The sequence below is a fragment of the Streptomyces sp. NPDC096339 genome (assembly GCF_044762985.1).
In the GTDB taxonomy this organism is placed as follows: Bacteria; Actinomycetota; Actinomycetes; order Streptomycetales; family Streptomycetaceae; genus Streptomyces.
Genome location: NZ_JBIWFI010000047.1, coordinates 46,210 through 63,276, shown reverse-complemented (window position 1 = coordinate 63,276; position 17,067 = coordinate 46,210). Strand labels below are relative to the sequence as shown.

The following is a 17,067-nucleotide window of genomic DNA, read 5'->3' as shown; positions in this document are numbered from 1 at the left end:
GCGCCTCGCCCCCCCGCCGCGCGCCGGGGGGGCGCCGGCGGGGGGGGCGGGGCCCCCCCCCCCGCAACGAACCCGCACCCGGACCGCCCCCGCCCGCGCAGCACCCGCACCCCCACCCCCACCCCACCTCGCCCGGCCAGGGCAAAGGCCCCCTAGGATGACCCCGGCGGCGCCACACGGTCCGCCATCGCCGAGGACGGCGACATGGGAGGAAGCCCGGTGCGATTCCGGCGCGGTCCCGCCACTGTGAACCCCGCGGAGCGATCCGCCGGGTGAGTCAGGAACTCCCGCTGTCCTCACTGCCCGGGGCGCGGAAACCCCGAGGAAGGCCTGCCGCCGCATGATCCTGCTGCTGTCGACGTCCGACACCGATCTGCTCAGCGCCCGCGCCGCGAACACCGCCGCGAACACCGCCGCGAACACGGCCGCCACCGCCGACGACACCGCCGTCCCGTACCGCTTCGCGAACCCCTCCCGGCTCCCCCTCGACGACCTCCCCGCGCTCCTCGACGGAGTCGACCTGGTCGTCGTACGCCTCCTCGGCGGCCTGCGCGCCTGGCAGGACGGCCTCGACGTCCTCCTCGCCCCCGGCCAGACCCGCCCGGTCGTCGTCCTGACCGGCGAACAGGCCCCCGACGCCCAGCTGATGGAGGCCTCCACGGTCCCCATCGGCATCGCGGCCGAGGCGCACGCCTACCTCGCGCACGGCGGCCCGGCCAACCTGGAGCAGCTGGCCCGCTTCCTTTCGGACACGGTCCTCCTGACCGGCCACGGCTTCGAGCCCCCGGCCGCCGCCCCCACCTGGGGCCCCCTGGAGCGCACCGCGCAGCAGCCCACCGGCACCGGCACCGGCACCGGCACCGCGCCCACCATCGCGGTGCTCTACTACCGGGCCCACCAGATGTCCGGCAACACCGCCTTCGTGCACGCCCTCTGCGACGCGATCGAGGCCCAGGGCGCCCTGCCCCTCCCCCTCTACGTCTCCTCCCTGCGCACCCCGGAGCCGGAGCTCCTCCAGGCCCTGGAGTCCGCGGACGCGATCGTCACCACCGTCCTCGCGGCCGGCGGCACCAAGCCCGCCACCGCTTCCGCGGGCGGTGACGACGAGTCCTGGGACGCCGGCGCCCTCGCCGCCCTCGGCGTGCCGATCCTCCAGGCCCTGTGCCTGACCGGCTCCCGCTCCGCCTGGGAGGAGAACGACGAGGGCCTGTCCCCCCTCGACGCCGCCACCCAGGTCGCCGTGCCCGAGTTCGACGGCCGCCTGATCACGGTCCCGTTCTCCTTCAAGGAGCTCGACGAGGACGGCCTGCCCGCGTACGTCGCCGACCCCGAACGCGCCGCCCGTGTCGCCGGCATCGCCGTGCGCCACGCCCGCCTTCGCCACACCGACCGCCGCGACAAGCGGATCGCGCTCGTGCTCTCCGCGTACCCCACCAAGCACTCCCGCATCGGCAACGCGGTCGGCCTCGACACCCCGGCCAGCGCCGTCGAGTTGCTGCGCACCCTCATCTCCCACGGCTACGACTTCGGCCCGGCCGCCGAGATCCCCGGCCTGGTCTCCGGCGACGGCGACGAGCTGATCCGGGCGCTCATCGAGGCCGGCGGCCACGACCAGGACTGGCTGACCGAGGAGCAGTTGGCCCGCAACCCGGTCCGCATCCCGGCCGCCGACTACAAGCGCTGGTACTCCGAACTCCCCGCCGACCTCCGCGGACACGTCGAGGAGCACTGGGGCGAGGCGCCCGGCAACATGTTCGTCGACCGGTCCTCCAACCCCGAGGGCGACATCGTCCTGGCCGCCCTGCGCCGCGGCAACCTGCTGATCCTCATCCAGCCGCCGCGCGGCTTCGGCGAGAACCCGATCGCGATCTACCACGACCCGGACCTGCCGCCGTCGCACCACTACCTGGCGGCGTACCGCTGGATCCAGGCGGCGGCGGCCGACGGCGGCTTCGGCGCCGACGCGATGATCCACCTGGGCAAGCACGGCAACCTGGAGTGGCTCCCGGGCAAGAACGCGGGCCTGTCCGCCTCCTGCGCCCCCGACGCGGCCCTCGGGGACCTGCCCCTGATCTACCCGTTCCTGGTCAACGACCCGGGTGAGGGCACCCAGGCCAAGCGTCGCGTCCACGCCACGCTCATCGACCACCTCGTGCCGCCGATGGCGCGCGCCGAGTCGTACGGCGACATCGCCCGCCTCGAGCAGCACCTCGACGAGTACGCGCAGATCAGCGCCATGGACCCGGCCAAGCTGCCGGCGATCCGCGCGCAGATCTGGACCCTGATCCAGGCCGCGAAGCTCGACCACGACCTGGGCATGGACGAACGCCCCGACGACGACGGCTTCGACGACTTCCTGCTGCACGTCGACGGCTGGCTGTGCGAGGTCAAGGACGCCCAGATCCGCGACGGTCTGCACGTCCTCGGCGGCGCCCCGACGGGTGAGTCGCGCGTCAACCTGGTCCTGGCGATCCTGCGCGCCCGCCAGATCTGGGGCGGCACGACGGCCCTCCCGGGCCTGCGCGAGGCCCTCGGCCTGGACGAGTCCGCGGCCACCCGTACGTCGGCGGACGCCATCGAGGAGCAGGCCCGCGCCCTGGTCCAGGCGATGGAGGACGCGGACTGGTCCCTGGACGCGGTGGCCGCCGTCGCCGCGGGCCACCCCCGGTCGGTCGCCGACGTCCTCTCCTTCGCGGTCCGCGAGGTGGTCCCCCGCCTGGCCGGCACCACGGACGAGATCGCCCACGTGGTCTCTGCCCTGGACGGCAGGTTCGTCCCGGCGGGCCCCTCCGGCTCGCCCCTGCGCGGTCTGGTCAACGTGCTGCCCACCGGCCGCAACTTCTACTCGGTCGACCCGAAGGCCGTCCCCTCCCGCCTGGCGTGGGAGACGGGCCAGGCCCTCGCGGACTCCCTCCTCGCCCGCTACCGCGCGGACCACGACGACGAGTGGCCCGCCTCCGTGGGACTGTCCCTCTGGGGTACGAGTGCGATGCGCACGGCGGGCGACGACGTGGCCGAGGCACTCGCCCTCCTCGGCGTCCGCCCGGTCTGGGACGAGGCCTCTCGCCGTGTGACGGGCCTCGAACCCATCCCGCTCGCCGAACTGGGCCGCCCCCGCATCGACGTGACCCTCCGCATCTCGGGCTTCTTCCGTGACGCGTTCCCGCACGTCATCGGTCTCCTGGACGACGCGGTCCGGCTGGCGGCCTCCCTCGACGAGCCGGCCGCGGACAACTTCATCCGGGCCCACGCCCAGGCGGACCTGGCCGCGCACGGCGACGAACGCCGCGCGACGACCCGTATCTTCGGCTCCCGCCCCGGCACCTACGGCGCGGGCATCCTCCAGCTCATCGACTCCCGTGACTGGCGTACGGACGCCGACCTGGCCGAGGTCTACACGGTCTGGGGCGGCTACGCGTACGGCCGGGGCCTGGAGGGCCGCCCCGCCCGCGAGGAGATGGAGACGGCCTACAAGCGCATCACCGTCGCCGCGAAGAACACGGACACGCGCGAGCACGACATCGCCGACTCGGACGACTACTTCCAGTACCACGGCGGCATGGTCGCCACGGTCCGCGCCCTGCGCGGCACGGCCCCCGAGGCCTACATCGGCGACTCCACCCGCCCGGAAACGGTCAAGACCCGCACCCTGGTCGAGGAGACGTCCCGCGTCTTCCGCGCCCGCGTGGTCAACCCCAAGTGGATCGAGGCGATGCGCCGCCACGGCTACAAGGGCGCCTTCGAGCTGGCCGCGACGGTCGACTACCTCTTCGGCTACGACGCCACGACGGGCGTCATCGCGGACTGGATGTACGACAAGCTCACGGAGACCTACGTCCTGGACCCGACCAACCGCGCCTTCCTGGAGGAGGCCAACCCCTGGGCCCTGCACGGCATCGCGGAACGCCTGCTGGAGGCGGAGTCCCGCGGCATGTGGGAGAAGCCGGACCCGCAGATCCTCGAATCCCTCCGCCAGGTCTACCTGGACACGGAAGGCAACCTCGAAGCCGCGGGCGACTGACCGGTCCGCACCGCACGGCACGAGACCGTCCTCCCCGCCCACTGGAAGGGCGAGGAGGACGGTCTCTTCTCACGGTCGAGTCCGCGGACCCCGAATCCGCGGACTAGACCTTGACGGTCTGGTTGAGCGCCACGAGCGCCTGCGCCCACCGGGCGTACTTCAGCTGCCCGAAATCGGCGACGGTCTTCACCCCGAAGGCCTGGGCGAGCAACTCCCCGTCCTTGTCGGTGACGCCCTTGAGCGCGGAGACGGGAGCCGAGAGCACCTCGGAGAGGGGCTTCTCGGCCCACGCCTTGTCGAGCACCTTGTCCAGATCGATAGCCATGAGTGTTCCCTCCCGGAACGCCGGAACCACAACACGGACAAACTAACCCAATCCGACAATCACCCCGGGCGCCGACACCCCGGGAGACCCTCCCGCGCCGGCAGCCAGGACCGGGCGCAATCCCTCGAAGGGGGTCATCGCCACCTCCGGGTGGTTCGAACGCCGTGTCACGGAGCCGCGCCCGGGCGCCGCTTGGGGTCGACCGCCGGGCCGGAAGTGTGTGCGGGAGTTCGTTCCCCGAGGGCCGTGACGCCGCCCTGAGCAGCCACGTTCTTGCGGCGTCAGTTCGCGGCCGTGGCAGCTCGGGAGGAATCTTGCGATCCGTGCATGTTCATGTGGTGTTCGACCCGGCACCGGGCGGGGGTGGCCGCGCATGAGGCTGCTTCGCAGGCCCGAGAAGGGCCGGCCCGCCGTCTCCGAGAGCGAGCGGCTCCTCTTCGGCGGGCCGTTGCGCTACGAAGCCGGCTGGGCGGAGCACGAGTACGCCCAGCTCGAAAGCCGACTCCTCGCCACCTTGCGGGAAATGCCCCGCATGGTCCGCGGGACACTGCGGCTCGCCTGGGAGTGCGACCGGCGGGCGCTGCTCACCGTCGCCGCCGCCGAGGCCGGGCAGGGGGTGACCGCCGCCGTCGGGCTGCTCGTACTGAGCCGGGTGCTGCGGATCCTGTTCGGCGCGGGGAGTCCCGGCGCCCGGCTGCACGAGGCCGTGCCCGCGCTCGCCGCCGGGGCACTGGTCGCCGTGCTCGGGGCCGTGTTGGCCTCCCGGTCGACGGCGGCCGCGGGCCGGCTGGAGCCCAAGGTCGAGCGGATCGCGCACGAGCAGTACCTGAAGGCCGCCGTCGAGGTGGAGTTGGAGGCCATCGAGGACGGGGAGTTCCGCAGGCTGCTCGACAGCGCGCAGTGGGGTCCGCCCTCGGCTCGCCGGACGGTGGGGGCGTGCGTGGCCACGCTGGGCGGGGTCATCTCGCTGGTGGCCACCGGCGGCGTGCTGACCGTGCTGCACCCGCTGCTGCTGCCCATGCTGGTGCTGATCGCCGCCCCGCGCGGCTGGGGTGCCATGCGGGTGGCGCAGCGCCGGTACCTGTCCGTCATCACCTGGACGGAACACGCCCGGGCCGCCCGGCTGATCGGCCAGTTGCTGATCTCCCGCACCTCGGCCCCCGAGGTGCGGGTGCACGGGGTCGGCCGCTATCTGCTCGGCCACTACCGCAACATGGGCGAGCACGCCGAGGGCGAGGCCACCCGCCTGGCCAAGGACAAGGCCGCCACCGAACTGCTCGCCGCCGCGCTGTCCGCGGCGGCCGCGCTGGTCACGTACGGGGCGATGGGGGCGCTCATCGTCACCGGGCGGATGGATCTCGCCGTTGCCGGCACCGCGGTCTTCGCGGTGCGCACCGGGTCGGCGAGCCTGGGCGCGCTCGTCGCCACCACCAACACCCTGCACGAGGAGTCCTTGTACGTACGGGACCTGGAGCGGTTCGTGGCCGAGGCGGGGCGGCGGGCCATTCCGGCCGGCGGGCTGGCGCTGCCCGAGCGGCACTCCGCCGTACGGCTCGACGAGGTCTGCTTCAGCTATCCGGACCGGGACGAGCCCGCGCTGTCGGAGGTCTCCCTCACCATCGAGGCGGGCACCGTCGTCGCCCTGGTCGGGGAGAACGGCTCGGGGAAGAGCACCCTCGTCAAACTCCTCGCCGGCCTTCACCTGCCCGAATCCGGGTCGCTGACCTGGGACGGGGTGGACGTGAGGGACGCCGACCGGGAAGCGGTCTTCGACCGGGTCGCCCTCCTCACCCAGGACTTCGAGCGCTGGCCGGTGACCGCCCGTACCAACATCGCCATCGGCCGGCCCGGGCGGGAGACCGCCGACGGCGCCGTGGAGCAGGCCGCGGACGTGGTGGCCGCGGCACGCTACGCCGGGGCCGACCGGATCGTCGAGAAACTGCCGCACGGCTACGAGACCCTGCTCGCCCGGGTGTTCCGGGGCGCCTCGGAGCTGTCCGGCGGGCAGTGGCAGAGGGTCGGCCTGGCCCGTACCCGCTTCCGCGACGCCCGCGTCGTCGTCGTGGACGAGCCCACCTCGGCCCTGGACCCGGAGGCGGAGATCGCCGCGTTCGAGTCCATCCGGGGCCTGGCGGGGCCGCAGCGGGCCGTGGTCCTCGTGTCGCACCGGATGTCGGGGGTGCGCTTCGCCGACGTCATCCACGTGCTGCACGAGGGACGACTCGTCGAACAGGGCGGACACGACGAGCTGTTGGAGCGGGGTGGGCGGTACGCGTCCATGTTCCGCATGCAGGCGGAGCAGTTCGGCCGGCACCCTTCTATCCCCCGGCAGGCACACGCGCCGCGGAAGGGCACGTCCATCACCTGATGAAGTGAACTTCCCCTTGTCGCGGCGGCGCCGGGGGTAGGGCACTGCTGATCTCGTGCGGGGGCCGGAGCGAACCGGCCCCCGCACCCGTGAGCGAAAGGCCGAGCCCGCTGTGACGCAGCCGTTCCAACTGCCGGATTTCTACGTGCCCCATCCGGCCCGACTGAACCCCCACTACGAGATCGCGAGGGTCCACACCAAGCGGTGGGCTCGCGACTTCGGGATGCTGGAAGGTTCCGGCGTCTGGGAGGAATCCGACCTCGACTCGCACGACTACGCGCTGCTGTGCTCGTACACCCACCCCGACTGCGACGGCGACGCGCTCTCGCTCGTCACCGACTGGTACGTGTGGGTGTTCTTCTTCGACGACCACTTCCTGGAGATGTTCAAGCGGACGAAGGACCGCGCCGGCGCCAGGGAGTACCTCGACCGGCTCGCCGCCTTCATGCCGATGGATCTCGCCGCCGGCTTCCCCGAGCCGACGAATCCCGTCGAGGCCGGGCTCGCCGACCTGTGGGCGCGGACCGTGCCCGCGATGTCGATGGGCTGGAGGGAACGGTTTTCCGACTCGACCAGGAACCTGCTCGACGAGTCGATGTGGGAGCTCGCCAACATCGACATCGGGCGTGTCGCGAACCCCCTCGAATACATCGAGATGCGCCGCAAGGTGGGCGGCGCCCCCTGGTCGGCCGGTCTCATCGAGTACGTGGCCGCCGAGGTCCCCGCACGCGTCGCGCGTGCGCGGGCCCTGGGAGTGCTGCGCGACGCCTTCTCCGACGCCGTGCACATCAGGAACGACCTGTTCTCCTACCAGCGGGAAGTGACCGAGGAAGGTGAGCTCTCCAATGCGGTTCTGGTGTTGGAGACCTTCCTGGACTGCACCACCCAGGAGGCCGCCGAGGCCGCGAACGACCTGCTGACCTCCCGCCTCCACCAGTTCGAGCAGACGGTGTTCACCGAGCTGCCCCAGCTCTTCGCCGACCACGCCATGGACCCGGCCGAGATCGCGGCCGTCCTCGGCTACGTCAAGGGCCTGCAGGACTGGCAGTCCGGTGGCCACGAATGGCACATGGTCTCCAGCCGCTACATGAACGAAGGGGCGAAGCGCACCGCCCCCGTCACCCTGCCCTTCCTCCCGAGCGGGCTCGGCACCAGCGCCCTCGACCTGCGGTCCGTCTTCGTGAAGCGTTCGATGGAGCTGCGCCGCCGCTCCTTCACGCACGTCCCCTTCGAGCGGACCGGGCCCTCCGTCGTCCCCGACATCTACATGCCGCACCGGCTCACCCTCAGCCCGCACCTGGCCCGTGCCCGCGAGGAGTCGGTGGCCTGGTGCCGGAGCGTGGGCCTGCTGGAGCCGCAGCCCGGCGACCCCGGTTCCGTCATCTGGGACGAACAGAAGCTGCGTGGCTACGACTTCGCGCTCTGCTCGGCCGGCATCGATCCGGACGCCTCCCCCGAGGCCCTGTCCCTGAACGCGTGCTGGCTGAGCTGGGGGACGTACGCGGACGACTACTACCCGCTGGTGTTCGGGCACGGCCGGGATCTCGCGGCGGCCAAGGCGGCCACGGCGCGCCTGATCGCGATGGCTCCCGTCGACCACACCGAGCAGCCCGCGCCGGTGACGGCGCTGGAGCGGGGGCTGTGCGATCTGTGGGTCCGCACCACGCTCGGCATGGCGCCGGACCAACGGGCCGCGTTCCGCGCGACGTTGGTGGAGATGCTGGAGAGCTGGGTGTGGGAGGTGGACAACCAGATCCAGAACCGCATCCCGGACCCGGTGGACTACGCCGAGATGCGCCGCCTCACCTTCGGCTCGCGCCTCACCATGCACCTGTGCCGGCTGGAGCACGAGGGCCGGGGCATCCCCGACGAGGTCTACGCGTCGGGGACCATCCGCTCACTGGAGAACGCCGTTTCGGACGCCGCCTGCCTGATCAACGACCTCTTCTCCTACCAGAAGGAGCTGGAGGTCGAGGGCGAGCTGCACAACCACATCCTCGTGACCAGGAACTTCTTCGACATCGGCTACCCGGAGGCCTTGAACATCTGCCATGCGCTGATGACCCGGCGCACCGAGGAGTTCGAGCACATCGTGGCGAACCAGCTGCCGGTCCTCTGCGACGACTGGAAGCTCGACGCCGAGGCACGGTCCGCGCTGGACACGTACGTGGACGAGCTGAAGGACTGGCACGCCGGAATCCTCAACTGGCATCAAAAGGCCCGCCGTTACCGCGCGGAGGACCTGCACCCGCTGCCCGACACCCTGTCCACGCTGATCCGGAGTTCCACATTCGGCATGTCGGCCGCCCGGATCTCCCTGCCCGCGTAGCCCCCGGAAGGTCCTTTCAGAACTCGTCCGCTCAGAACTCGTCCGCCGTGTGCGGCAGCAGCCCGTTCCCGGTCGCGAGGGCCGCGTCCAGCGCCGCCGCGGCTCCGGGCGTGTGCTCCCGTACGAGTCCGGCCGCGACGAGTTCGACGACCCGGGTCCCGCCCAGGTAGCAGGCTGCCAGCTCGCGTACGTCCAGGGCCAGGTCGGGGCCGGTGTCCGCGTGCTCGTACGCCGCCCCGCCCGGCCCCGCCTTCAGCCGGAACCGCCCGGCGTTGGCGGGCAGCCGTGCGTCGTGCACTTCCAGTACGAGTTCCACGGGCGCGGCCCAGGACCGCGCGGTCAGCGCCGCCCCCACGTCGACCAGGCGCAGCCAGAGCGCGGGGAACTGGGCGGTGACCCGGACCTGGTCGCGATCGGCGGCGAAGTGCAGCAGCGGGTCGTCCACCGGCCGCCCCCAGGCGGTCACCTTGCCGGTGAGGTCGAGGGCGGCCATGCACTCCCACAGGGCCGCGGCCACGGCGGGGGTCTCGGCCTCCAGCTCCTCCACTCGGACCAGCCCCGGCGCGCGGAGGGGCCGGGAGCCGTCCTCGGCCTTGGTGCGGTAGACCACGTAGCCGGCGATCGGCTCGCCCGGGTCACCGAGGACGATGATCCGGGGCGGGCTCAACTCGTCGTCGTCCTCGGCCTGCTCGCACAGCCATTCCTCGCGCCAGCGGGCCGGGCTGCGGGTGGGGCGGCCGGCCCGCACGGCGCGGGCCGCCTCGTGGAAGGGGGCGATCTCCGCGAGGGCCCCGGCCGGGTCCACGAGCCGCAGCGGGCGCGCGTCGGGCGCCAAGCGCAGGGCCAGCGGGCGGGTGGAGTCGATCTCGACGGTGATCGCGGTGGTGGCGCTGCCGTAGCCGAAGCGGCCGTAGATGGCGGCCTCGGAGGCCCAGAGCGCGGCGATCGGGCTGCCCGTCGCCGCGGCGTACCCCAGCGTCTCCGCCATCAGTCCGGTGAGCACGCCGCGCCGGCGGTGGGTGGGGGCGACGGAGACGAAGGTGAGCCCGGGGCAGGGCAGGTCCGCCCCGGGCACCGAGAGCCGGAAGTCGTGCGCGGCCATGAAGCCGACCAGGGCGTCCCCGTCGTAGGCGCCGGTCCGGCGGCAGCGCGCCAGCAGTGCGCGGTGCCGCTCCCGGGCTTCCTTCTCGGGACGATCGTGGAAGACCAGGTACGCGAGCTCCAGAGCACGGTCGATGTCTGCCTCGGGTACCTCACGGATGTCCACCATGATCGGGAGACTAATCGGTCATCCCGGACCGGTCACACCAAAATGGCCTGATGTGCGCGTTTGGCCAATTCGAGCGCCTCGCCCGGCAGCCGCGCGCGCCGGCCTCACCGGGCCGTCGGTCCGGCCCAACCGTCCGGGACGTGGCCGAGGCGGACGCGCTGCGGGTGGTCGCCCACCGGGACGGACACCCGCTTGGTTCCGGTGGCGAAGTCGATGGCCGTGATCCGGTCGGCGCCGCTCTCGGAGATCACGCAGGAGGTGCCGTCGCCATCGACGGTGGCCCAGTACGGCTTGTCGGCGGGTACGAGCGGCCCCTCGGTGAGGGTGGCCCGGTCCACGACGGTCGCGTAGTCGTCCATGGTGCCCGCGATGCACAGCTTGGACCCGTCCGGGCTCATGGACATGCCGTGGTGGCGGGAGTCGTTGACCCACTTGGTGCGGTCGGTGGTGGTGGCGGGGTTCGCGGGGAGCATCTTGAGGCGGGTGATCCGGTCGGAGGCGACGTCGTACTCCAGGAAGCCGTTCAGGAACGACACCTGGAAGTAGAACTTCGACTCGTCGGGGCTGAAGGAGACGGGGCGCACGGCGTCGGAGAGGTCGGGGCGGCCGAAGGCGTCGAGCCGCTCCCGCATGTCGATCACCCGGACCGTGCGGAAGGTCTGCGCGTCGACGATCGTGATCTTCCGGTCGCCCTTCGTCCAGTCCAGCCAGGGTGCGTCGAGGGCGGAGGTCACGTCCCCGATGGCGCTGTTCCACAGGAAGCGGCCGTCGCGGCTGAAGACGTTCTCGTGCGGCTTGTCCCCGGTGGCGAAGGAGCCCACCTGCCTGCCGGTGGCGATGTCGAGGACGTGCACGGTGTTGGCGGTGGAGGCGGAGACCGCGACCTTCGTCCCGTCGGGCGAGACCGCCATGTGATCGGCGCGGTAGCCGGCGACGGGGAACCGCCAGTTGACGCGGCCGGTGCGCACGTCGATGGAGACGACGTCGGCGAAGCTGGGCCGGGAGGCGACCACGGCCGTGCCGTCGGGGGTGGTGTACATGTCGTCCACGAACTGGTCGTGGCCCTCGCCGGCGGTCTGCCGCACGCCGAGGAAGAAGGCGAGCTTGACGGGGTTGAGGTAGATCTCCCGCAGCCGCTCCGCCTTGTCGGGGATCACGTTGATCCGGCCGATCTTCGCGAGGTCTCCGGTGGAGGCCAGGACGTCGGCGGTGCCCTCCCAGTTGTTCCCGACGAAGAGGACCTCTCGCAGTCCGCCGCCGGGAGCGGCGGCGGCCGGAGCAGCGGCGGCTGCCGGCACGGCGGCGGTGAGGAGGGTGGCCGCGGCCAGCACGCCCAGGGTTCGCAGGGTACGTATCATCCGCTCGGCTCCGGTGTGGGGGAAGGGATGGAGAGAGTGCCTCCTGTTACCGGCCGGTAAAATAGACGGAACGTCAAAAGGGCGCAACCCCTTGGGAGTTGCGCCCTGCCGTCCGTGAAGGCCGGTCCGTCAGGCGACGGAACCTATCCGGCCGGTCACCTTCTTCTTCGGGTCGGGGTGGATCGGGGTGTGCGCGCCCGCCAGGGACACGCCGCTGCCGCCGCGCCGGTTGGCGACGATCTCCGCGGCGATGGACAGCGCGGTCTCCTCCGGGGTGCGGCCACCGAGGTCCAGGCCTATCGGGGAACGCAGCCGGGCCAGTTCCAGCTCGGTGACGCCGACCTCGCGCAGCCGCCTGTTGCGGTCCTCGTGGGTGCGGCGGGAGCCCATGGCGCCCACGTACGCGACGGGAAGCCGGAGGGCCGTTTCGAGGAGCGGGACGTCGAACTTGGCGTCGTGGGTGAGCACGCACAGGACGGTGCGCCCGTCCAGGTCGCCCGCCGAGATCTGCGCCTCCAGGTAGCGGTGCGGCCAGTCGACGACGATCTCGTCCGCCTCGGGGAAGCGGGTCCTCGTCGCGAACACGGGCCGGGCGTCGCACACGGTCACGCGGTAGCCGAGGAACTTCCCGATCCGCACCAGGGCGGAGGCGAAGTCGATGGCCCCGAAGACGATCATTCGCGGGGGCGGGACGCTGGACTCGACCAGCACCTTGAGCGGCTCTCCGCAGAGCCGGCCGTCGGCGCCGATCTCCAGCACGCCGGTCGCGCCGGCTTCCAGCATGGAACGGGCCTCTTCGGCCACGGCGCGGTCCAGCTCCGGGTGTCCGCCGAGCGTGGCGTCGGCATGCGGCCGGGCGGTGAGCGTGCCCTCGTACGAGCCGTCCGCGCGGACCAGGACCACTCCGCCCATCAGACCGGCGGGGCCCTCGGCGACCCGCGCCACGGCCGCGGCCTCGCCGCGGGACGCCGCCTTGGCGGCGGACGCGAAAACGGCCCGCGCGGGAGAACCCACGCGGACCGGGGCGACGAGGATGTCGATGATTCCGCCGCAGGTCAGGCCCACGGCGAAGGCATCGTCGTCGCTGTACCCGAAGCGCTCCAGGACGGTCTCGCCGTCCTCCAGCGCCTGAAGGCACAGGTCATACACCGCGCCCTCCACACATCCACCGGAAACCGAGCCGATCGCCGTTCCCTCGCCGTCGACGGCGAGGGCGGCCCCGGGCTGCCTCGGGGCGCTTCCGCCGACCGCCACGACCGTGGCGACGGCGAAGTCACGTCCCTGCTGGACCCACCGGTTCAGTTCCTCGGCGATGTCCAGCACGGCGTCCTCCTGGGAGGGGTTCAGCTTCCGGTATTCGGATGCGTGGAGGGTCAGGTGGTGATCACTCCCCCGGCTTACTTGACGCCGAGCCAGCCCTCGATCGGGTGCAGGGCGAAGTAGACCAGGAAGATACCGGTGAGCACCCACATGAAGGCACCGACCTCGCGGGCCTTGCCCTGCGCGACCTTGATGGCGACGTAGGAGATGACACCCGCGGCGACACCGGCGGTGATCTGGTAGGTGAACGGCATGATCACGACGGTCAGGAAGACCGGGATCGCGGTCGCGCTGTCGGCCCAGTCCACGTGGCGGGCGTTCTGCATCATCATCGCACCGATGACCACCAGGGCGGCGGAGGCGACCTCACCCGGGACGAGCTGGGTGATCGGGGTGAAGAAGAGGCAGGCGGCGAAGAAGAGGCCGGTGACGACGGAGGCGAGGCCTGTGCGGGCTCCCTCACCGACGCCGGTGGCGGACTCGACGAAGACGGTCTGGCCGGAGCCACCCGCGATGCCACCGATGGCGCCACCGGCACCGTCGATGAAGAGCGCCTTGGACAGACCCGGCATGCGGCCCTGCTCGTCGGCCAGCTTGGCCTCGGTACCGACACCGATGATGGTGGCCATCGCGTCGAAGAAGCCGGCGAGGACCAGGGTGAAGACGATCATGCCGACGGTCATGACGCCGACGTCGCCCCAGCCGCCGAACTCGACCTTGCCGAAGAGCGAGAAGTCGGGCATCGAGACGGCGGAGCCGGAGAGGGTCGGGGGACCGTTCTTCCAGGCCTTCTCGTCGATGTCGACGATCGCGTTCAGGATCGCGGCGAGGACCGTGCCGCCGACGATGCCGATGAGGATCGCACCGCGGACCTTGCGGGCCTGCAGCATGAAGATCGCCAGCAGGGTGATGCAGAAGAGGAACACGGGCCAGCCCGCGAGCTCACCCGTGGCACCCAGCGAGACGGGCGGAGCGAACTCGCCGCCGTTGCCGACGAAGCCGGCCTTGACCAGGCCGATCAGCGCCACGAAGAGGCCGATGCCCATCGTGATGGCGTGCTTGAGCGCGAGCGGGATGGCGTTCATGATCATCTCGCGGAGGCCGGTGACGACCAGGAGACAGATCACGACGCCGTACATCACGCACATGCCCATGGCCTGCGGCCAGGTCATCTGCGGAGCGACCTGCGAGGACAGCACACCGGACACGGAGAGACCGGCGGCGAGCGCGAGCGGCACCTTGCCGACGAAGCCCATGAGGAGCGTGGTCAGGGCGGCGGCGAAAGCCGTGGCCGTGATCAGGGCCTTCTGGCTCATGGTGTCTCCGGCGACGTCCTTGCCGGAGAGGATGAGCGGGTTGAGCAGGAGGATGTACGCCATCGCCATGAAGGTCGTGATACCGCCACGAACTTCATTGCCGACGTTGGACCCTCTGTGGGTTATGTGAAAGTACCGGTCGAGCCAAGAACGCCCGGCGGGGTTCAGAGAGCCGTCACCGGCTTCATCCGCACTGGTCTTGGGCTCCACAGACGACTGGGTCATGGTGCCTAACTCCCAAGGTTCAAAGGGGCACCCGCAAGAAGATTGAAGACGCGGGATTTGGGAAACTGCGTTGGCTGCACGACCCGGGGTGACGGCCCGAGGCGACGCGAGATTTCATTGCGTGTACTGCGGGTAGTGCGGGGGTGACCCGCTGGTACTACGTGTTTTTTGCAGGGGTACTGCCAGGTGAAGGGACCGCGAGCGGTGCGGCACTTCGTGGTTCTCCGGGCGGTGCGGCCGGCAAGTGTGACGTTCCCGTGTCACACCGCCCGGAAGTTCTCAGGGGGTCTCGGGGGCCTTACGGCTCCCGCACCGCTCCGTCCTGGAGAATCCCGGTGAGGATTTCCGGACGGCCACCCGCGATCGTCGCGACCGGTGGGCTCTGCGCCTTGTCGGCGAGTGCCTCCTCCCGGCCAGCGGGGCGAAGGAAGTCCATGAGCGGCTCTCTTCTACGTCATCGGGGCGTTTACTTCAAGCCAGGAAGCCGACGCCTCTCGACTGGTCGTTCACGTGTTGTTAATGCGGTGTGGAGTCAGTACACAAGCCGCGCGTCCCCCGAGTGCAGTCACCGAAACCATGAAGGAGTTGGCTGAGGGGCTCCCTAGTCTTGTAGATTCGTATGAACGGCAGGCCGCGACAACCTGCCCGATTTCCAACGGCAACAACGAGACAGATCGGCGGCGACATCATGCGGCTGCGCGCACTGCTGGAAACCGAGGCGCTGGGGCTGCGGCTGCTGGGCGGCGAGGAAGAGCTCGACCGTACCGTCCGCGGGGTCATGACGACCGACCTCCGCGATCCCAGCCGATACCTGTCCGGAGGTGAGCTCGTCCTCACCGGCCTGGCATGGAGACGAAATTCGGCCGATTCCGAGCCATTCGTGAGACTGCTCGCCGGCGCGGGCGTCGCAGGGCTCGCGGCGGGCGAGGCCGAGCTGGGAGACATCCCGGACGACCTGGTCACCGCCTGCGTCCGCAACCGCCTGCCACTGTTCGCAGTGAACGAGGACGTTGCATTCGCCACGATCACGGAATACGTGGTGCGGCAGGTTTCGGGGGAACGTGCCGGTGACCTGGCGGCCGTGGTCGACCGGCACCGCCGTCTGATGACCTCGGGTCCCGCGGGCGGCGGGCCCGATGTGGTGCTGGATCTGCTCACCACGGACCTCGATCTCCGGGCCTGGGTGCTGTCCCCCACGGGCCGGCAGATCGCCGGGGCCGGCGAACCGCTGGCGCCGGGGGTGTGCGCTGCACTGGCGAGCGAGCACCTCGCGGCGGTCCGGACGGGCCGCAGGGGACCGCACCGGATCTCCATCCAGGGTATTACCTACTCGCTCTTCCCGATCAGGGGAGCCGGGCGCGGCGCCACCGGCCCCGCCCCGAAGGACGTGCGCGAGAGCGTGCTGTCGGACTGGCTGCTGGCCGTGGAGGCGGACGCGGGCGACTGGCCCGCGGAGCGCCTCGACCTGCTCCAGGGCGTCACCCAGCTGATCGCCGTCGAGCGGGACCGGCGGGACGCCGCGCGCACCGTGCGCCGCCGCCTCGCACAGGAAGTCCTCGAACTGGTCCAGACGGGTGCTCCGCCCGCCGAGATCGCCGCCCGCCTGCGGGTGGCGGCCCCCGTGCTGCTGCCCGGCGTGGGCGGCGCCCCGCACTGGCAGGTCGTGGTGGCCCGGGTGGACTGGGACGGCGGGGACATCCCCGGCGGCCCGGTGGCCCAGTCGCTGCTGGAGGAGATCCTCGTCGACCCGTCCGTCTCGGGGCCGGAGCCTTCCGACCGGATCGCGGTGGCCCATGCGGGTGACGAGGCCATCGCGCTGGTGCCGCTGCCCTCGCTGCCCGGGGACACCTCCGAGGACCGGGGCCCGGACTCGGCCCTGCACGCCGACGAGCTGCTGGCGGCCGTGCGCGACCCGCTGCAGGCGGGTCTGTCGGACGACGGCCGGCTCACGCTGGGCGTCAGCGCGGCCGTGCACTCCGCAGAGGGCCTGCGCGGGGCGCTGGAGGAGGCCCGGCACGCCCGCCGGGTCGCCGCGGCCCGTCCGGGCCGGGTCTGCGCGGCAGGCCACCACGAGCTGGCTTCGCACGTGCTGCTGCTGCCGTTCGTACCGGACGACGTGCGGCGCGCGTTCACGGCGCGACTGCTGGACCCGCTGCGGGACTACGACCGGCGCCACCGGGCGGAGCTCATCCCGACGCTGGAGGCGTTCCTGGACTGCGACGGTTCCTGGACCCGCTGCGCGACGCGGCTGCACCTGCACGTCAACACGCTGCGTTACCGGGTCGGGCGAATCGAGCAGTTGACGGCGCGCGACCTGTCGCGGCTGGAGGACAAGCTGGACTTCTTCCTCGCCCTGCGCATGAGCTGAGCGATCCCGGCCGTGGCCAGGCCGTATCCCATCCGCCCCCGCCCGGTCCGCCGGCCGGGGGCGGCTGACGAGGTGTCCGGACTTTGTGAAAGAGTTCACCCGACCCCTTGGCCGGAGCCGTCGATCCGTGCTCTCATTTCGCCCCAGGGCTCGACGACGTGCTGCTT

At 71.5% G+C, this 17,067-nt stretch carries 10 protein-coding genes and 1 riboswitch; of the genes, 4 read left to right on the top strand and 6 right to left on the bottom strand.

What is annotated here, in order from left to right; translation table 11 throughout:
* Positions 1 to 208: 208 nt before the first annotated feature.
* Positions 209 to 287, top strand: a riboswitch (cobalamin riboswitch).
* A gap of 53 nt (positions 288 to 340) precedes the next feature.
* Positions 341 to 4,021, top strand: coding sequence for a cobaltochelatase subunit CobN (cobN, locus tag ACIQ5Y_RS36380; RefSeq protein WP_403890657.1), 3,681 nt, complete (start codon positions 341 to 343; stop codon positions 4,019 to 4,021).
* A gap of 103 nt (positions 4,022 to 4,124) precedes the next feature.
* Here the strand turns inward: cobN and ACIQ5Y_RS36375 are convergent, their stop codons facing one another.
* Positions 4,125 to 4,346, bottom strand: a complete 222-nt coding sequence (locus tag ACIQ5Y_RS36375; RefSeq protein WP_384579908.1) for a hypothetical protein — start codon at positions 4,344 to 4,346, stop codon at positions 4,125 to 4,127.
* A gap of 373 nt (positions 4,347 to 4,719) precedes the next feature.
* On the opposite strand from ACIQ5Y_RS36375, the gene ACIQ5Y_RS36370 reads away from it, so the two are divergent.
* Together ACIQ5Y_RS36370 and ACIQ5Y_RS36365 are read left to right on the top strand one after the other, a co-directional pair.
* The gene (locus tag ACIQ5Y_RS36370) at positions 4,720 to 6,714 is read left to right on the top strand and encodes an ABC transporter ATP-binding protein (protein ID WP_403890654.1); all 1,995 of its coding nucleotides are present in this window, start codon (positions 4,720 to 4,722) and stop codon (positions 6,712 to 6,714) included.
* Positions 6,715 to 6,826: 112 nt separating this feature from the next.
* Entirely contained in the window at positions 6,827 to 9,043 is a 2,217-nt protein-coding gene (locus ACIQ5Y_RS36365; protein ID WP_403890651.1) for a germacradienol/geosmin synthase, read from the top strand.
* 31 nt (positions 9,044 to 9,074) lie between these two features.
* Here the strand turns inward: ACIQ5Y_RS36365 and ACIQ5Y_RS36360 are convergent, their stop codons facing one another.
* The 5 genes from ACIQ5Y_RS36360 to ACIQ5Y_RS36340 all read right to left on the bottom strand — a co-directional run bounded on the left by ACIQ5Y_RS36360 (position 9,075) and on the right by ACIQ5Y_RS36340 (position 14,968).
* Complete coding sequence (locus ACIQ5Y_RS36360; RefSeq protein ID WP_403890648.1) at positions 9,075 to 10,313, bottom strand: GNAT family N-acetyltransferase; 1,239 nt, start codon at positions 10,311 to 10,313, stop codon at positions 9,075 to 9,077.
* Positions 10,314 to 10,417: 104 nt separating this feature from the next.
* A complete protein-coding gene (locus ACIQ5Y_RS36355; protein ID WP_403890645.1) occupies positions 10,418 to 11,671 on the bottom strand; it encodes a YncE family protein in 1,254 nt (417 codons plus the stop codon).
* Positions 11,672 to 11,800: 129 nt separating this feature from the next.
* The gene (locus ACIQ5Y_RS36350) at positions 11,801 to 12,994 is read right to left on the bottom strand and encodes an XdhC family protein (protein ID WP_403890643.1); all 1,194 of its coding nucleotides are present in this window, start codon (positions 12,992 to 12,994) and stop codon (positions 11,801 to 11,803) included.
* A 74-nt stretch (positions 12,995 to 13,068) separates the two neighbouring features.
* Positions 13,069 to 14,532 carry an NCS2 family permease gene (locus ACIQ5Y_RS36345; RefSeq protein WP_403890640.1) on the bottom strand — a complete coding sequence of 488 codons (1,464 nt, stop codon included), beginning with the start codon at positions 14,530 to 14,532 and terminating at the stop codon, positions 13,069 to 13,071.
* Between the two features lie 298 nt (positions 14,533 to 14,830).
* A complete protein-coding gene (locus ACIQ5Y_RS36340; RefSeq protein ID WP_403890637.1) occupies positions 14,831 to 14,968 on the bottom strand; it encodes a hypothetical protein in 138 nt (45 codons plus the stop codon).
* 252 nt (positions 14,969 to 15,220) lie between these two features.
* On the opposite strand from ACIQ5Y_RS36340, the gene ACIQ5Y_RS36335 reads away from it, so the two are divergent.
* Positions 15,221 to 16,900 (top strand): PucR family transcriptional regulator, encoded by a 1,680-nt coding sequence (locus tag ACIQ5Y_RS36335; protein ID WP_403890634.1) that lies wholly within the window; start codon positions 15,221 to 15,223, stop codon positions 16,898 to 16,900.
* Positions 16,901 to 17,067: the final 167 nt, after the last annotated feature.

What these genes read in the sequence shown, in the direction of transcription:
- ACIQ5Y_RS36335 (WP_403890634.1), top strand. Translation starts at nt 15,221, where the DNA reads ATGCGGCTGCGCGCACTGCTGGAAACCGAGGCGCTGGGGCTGCGGCTG.
- ACIQ5Y_RS36355 (WP_403890645.1), bottom strand. Translation starts at nt 11,671, where the DNA reads ATGATACGTACCCTGCGAACCCTGGGCGTGCTGGCCGCGGCCACCCTC.
- ACIQ5Y_RS36360 (WP_403890648.1), bottom strand. Translation starts at nt 10,313, where the DNA reads ATGGTGGACATCCGTGAGGTACCCGAGGCAGACATCGACCGTGCTCTG.
- ACIQ5Y_RS36345 (WP_403890640.1), bottom strand. Translation starts at nt 14,532, where the DNA reads ATGACCCAGTCGTCTGTGGAGCCCAAGACCAGTGCGGATGAAGCCGGT.
- cobN (WP_403890657.1), top strand. Translation starts at nt 341, where the DNA reads ATGATCCTGCTGCTGTCGACGTCCGACACCGATCTGCTCAGCGCCCGC.
- ACIQ5Y_RS36340 (WP_403890637.1), bottom strand. Translation starts at nt 14,968, where the DNA reads ATGGACTTCCTTCGCCCCGCTGGCCGGGAGGAGGCACTCGCCGACAAG.
- ACIQ5Y_RS36375 (WP_384579908.1), bottom strand. Translation starts at nt 4,346, where the DNA reads ATGGCTATCGATCTGGACAAGGTGCTCGACAAGGCGTGGGCCGAGAAG.
- ACIQ5Y_RS36370 (WP_403890654.1), top strand. Translation starts at nt 4,720, where the DNA reads ATGAGGCTGCTTCGCAGGCCCGAGAAGGGCCGGCCCGCCGTCTCCGAG.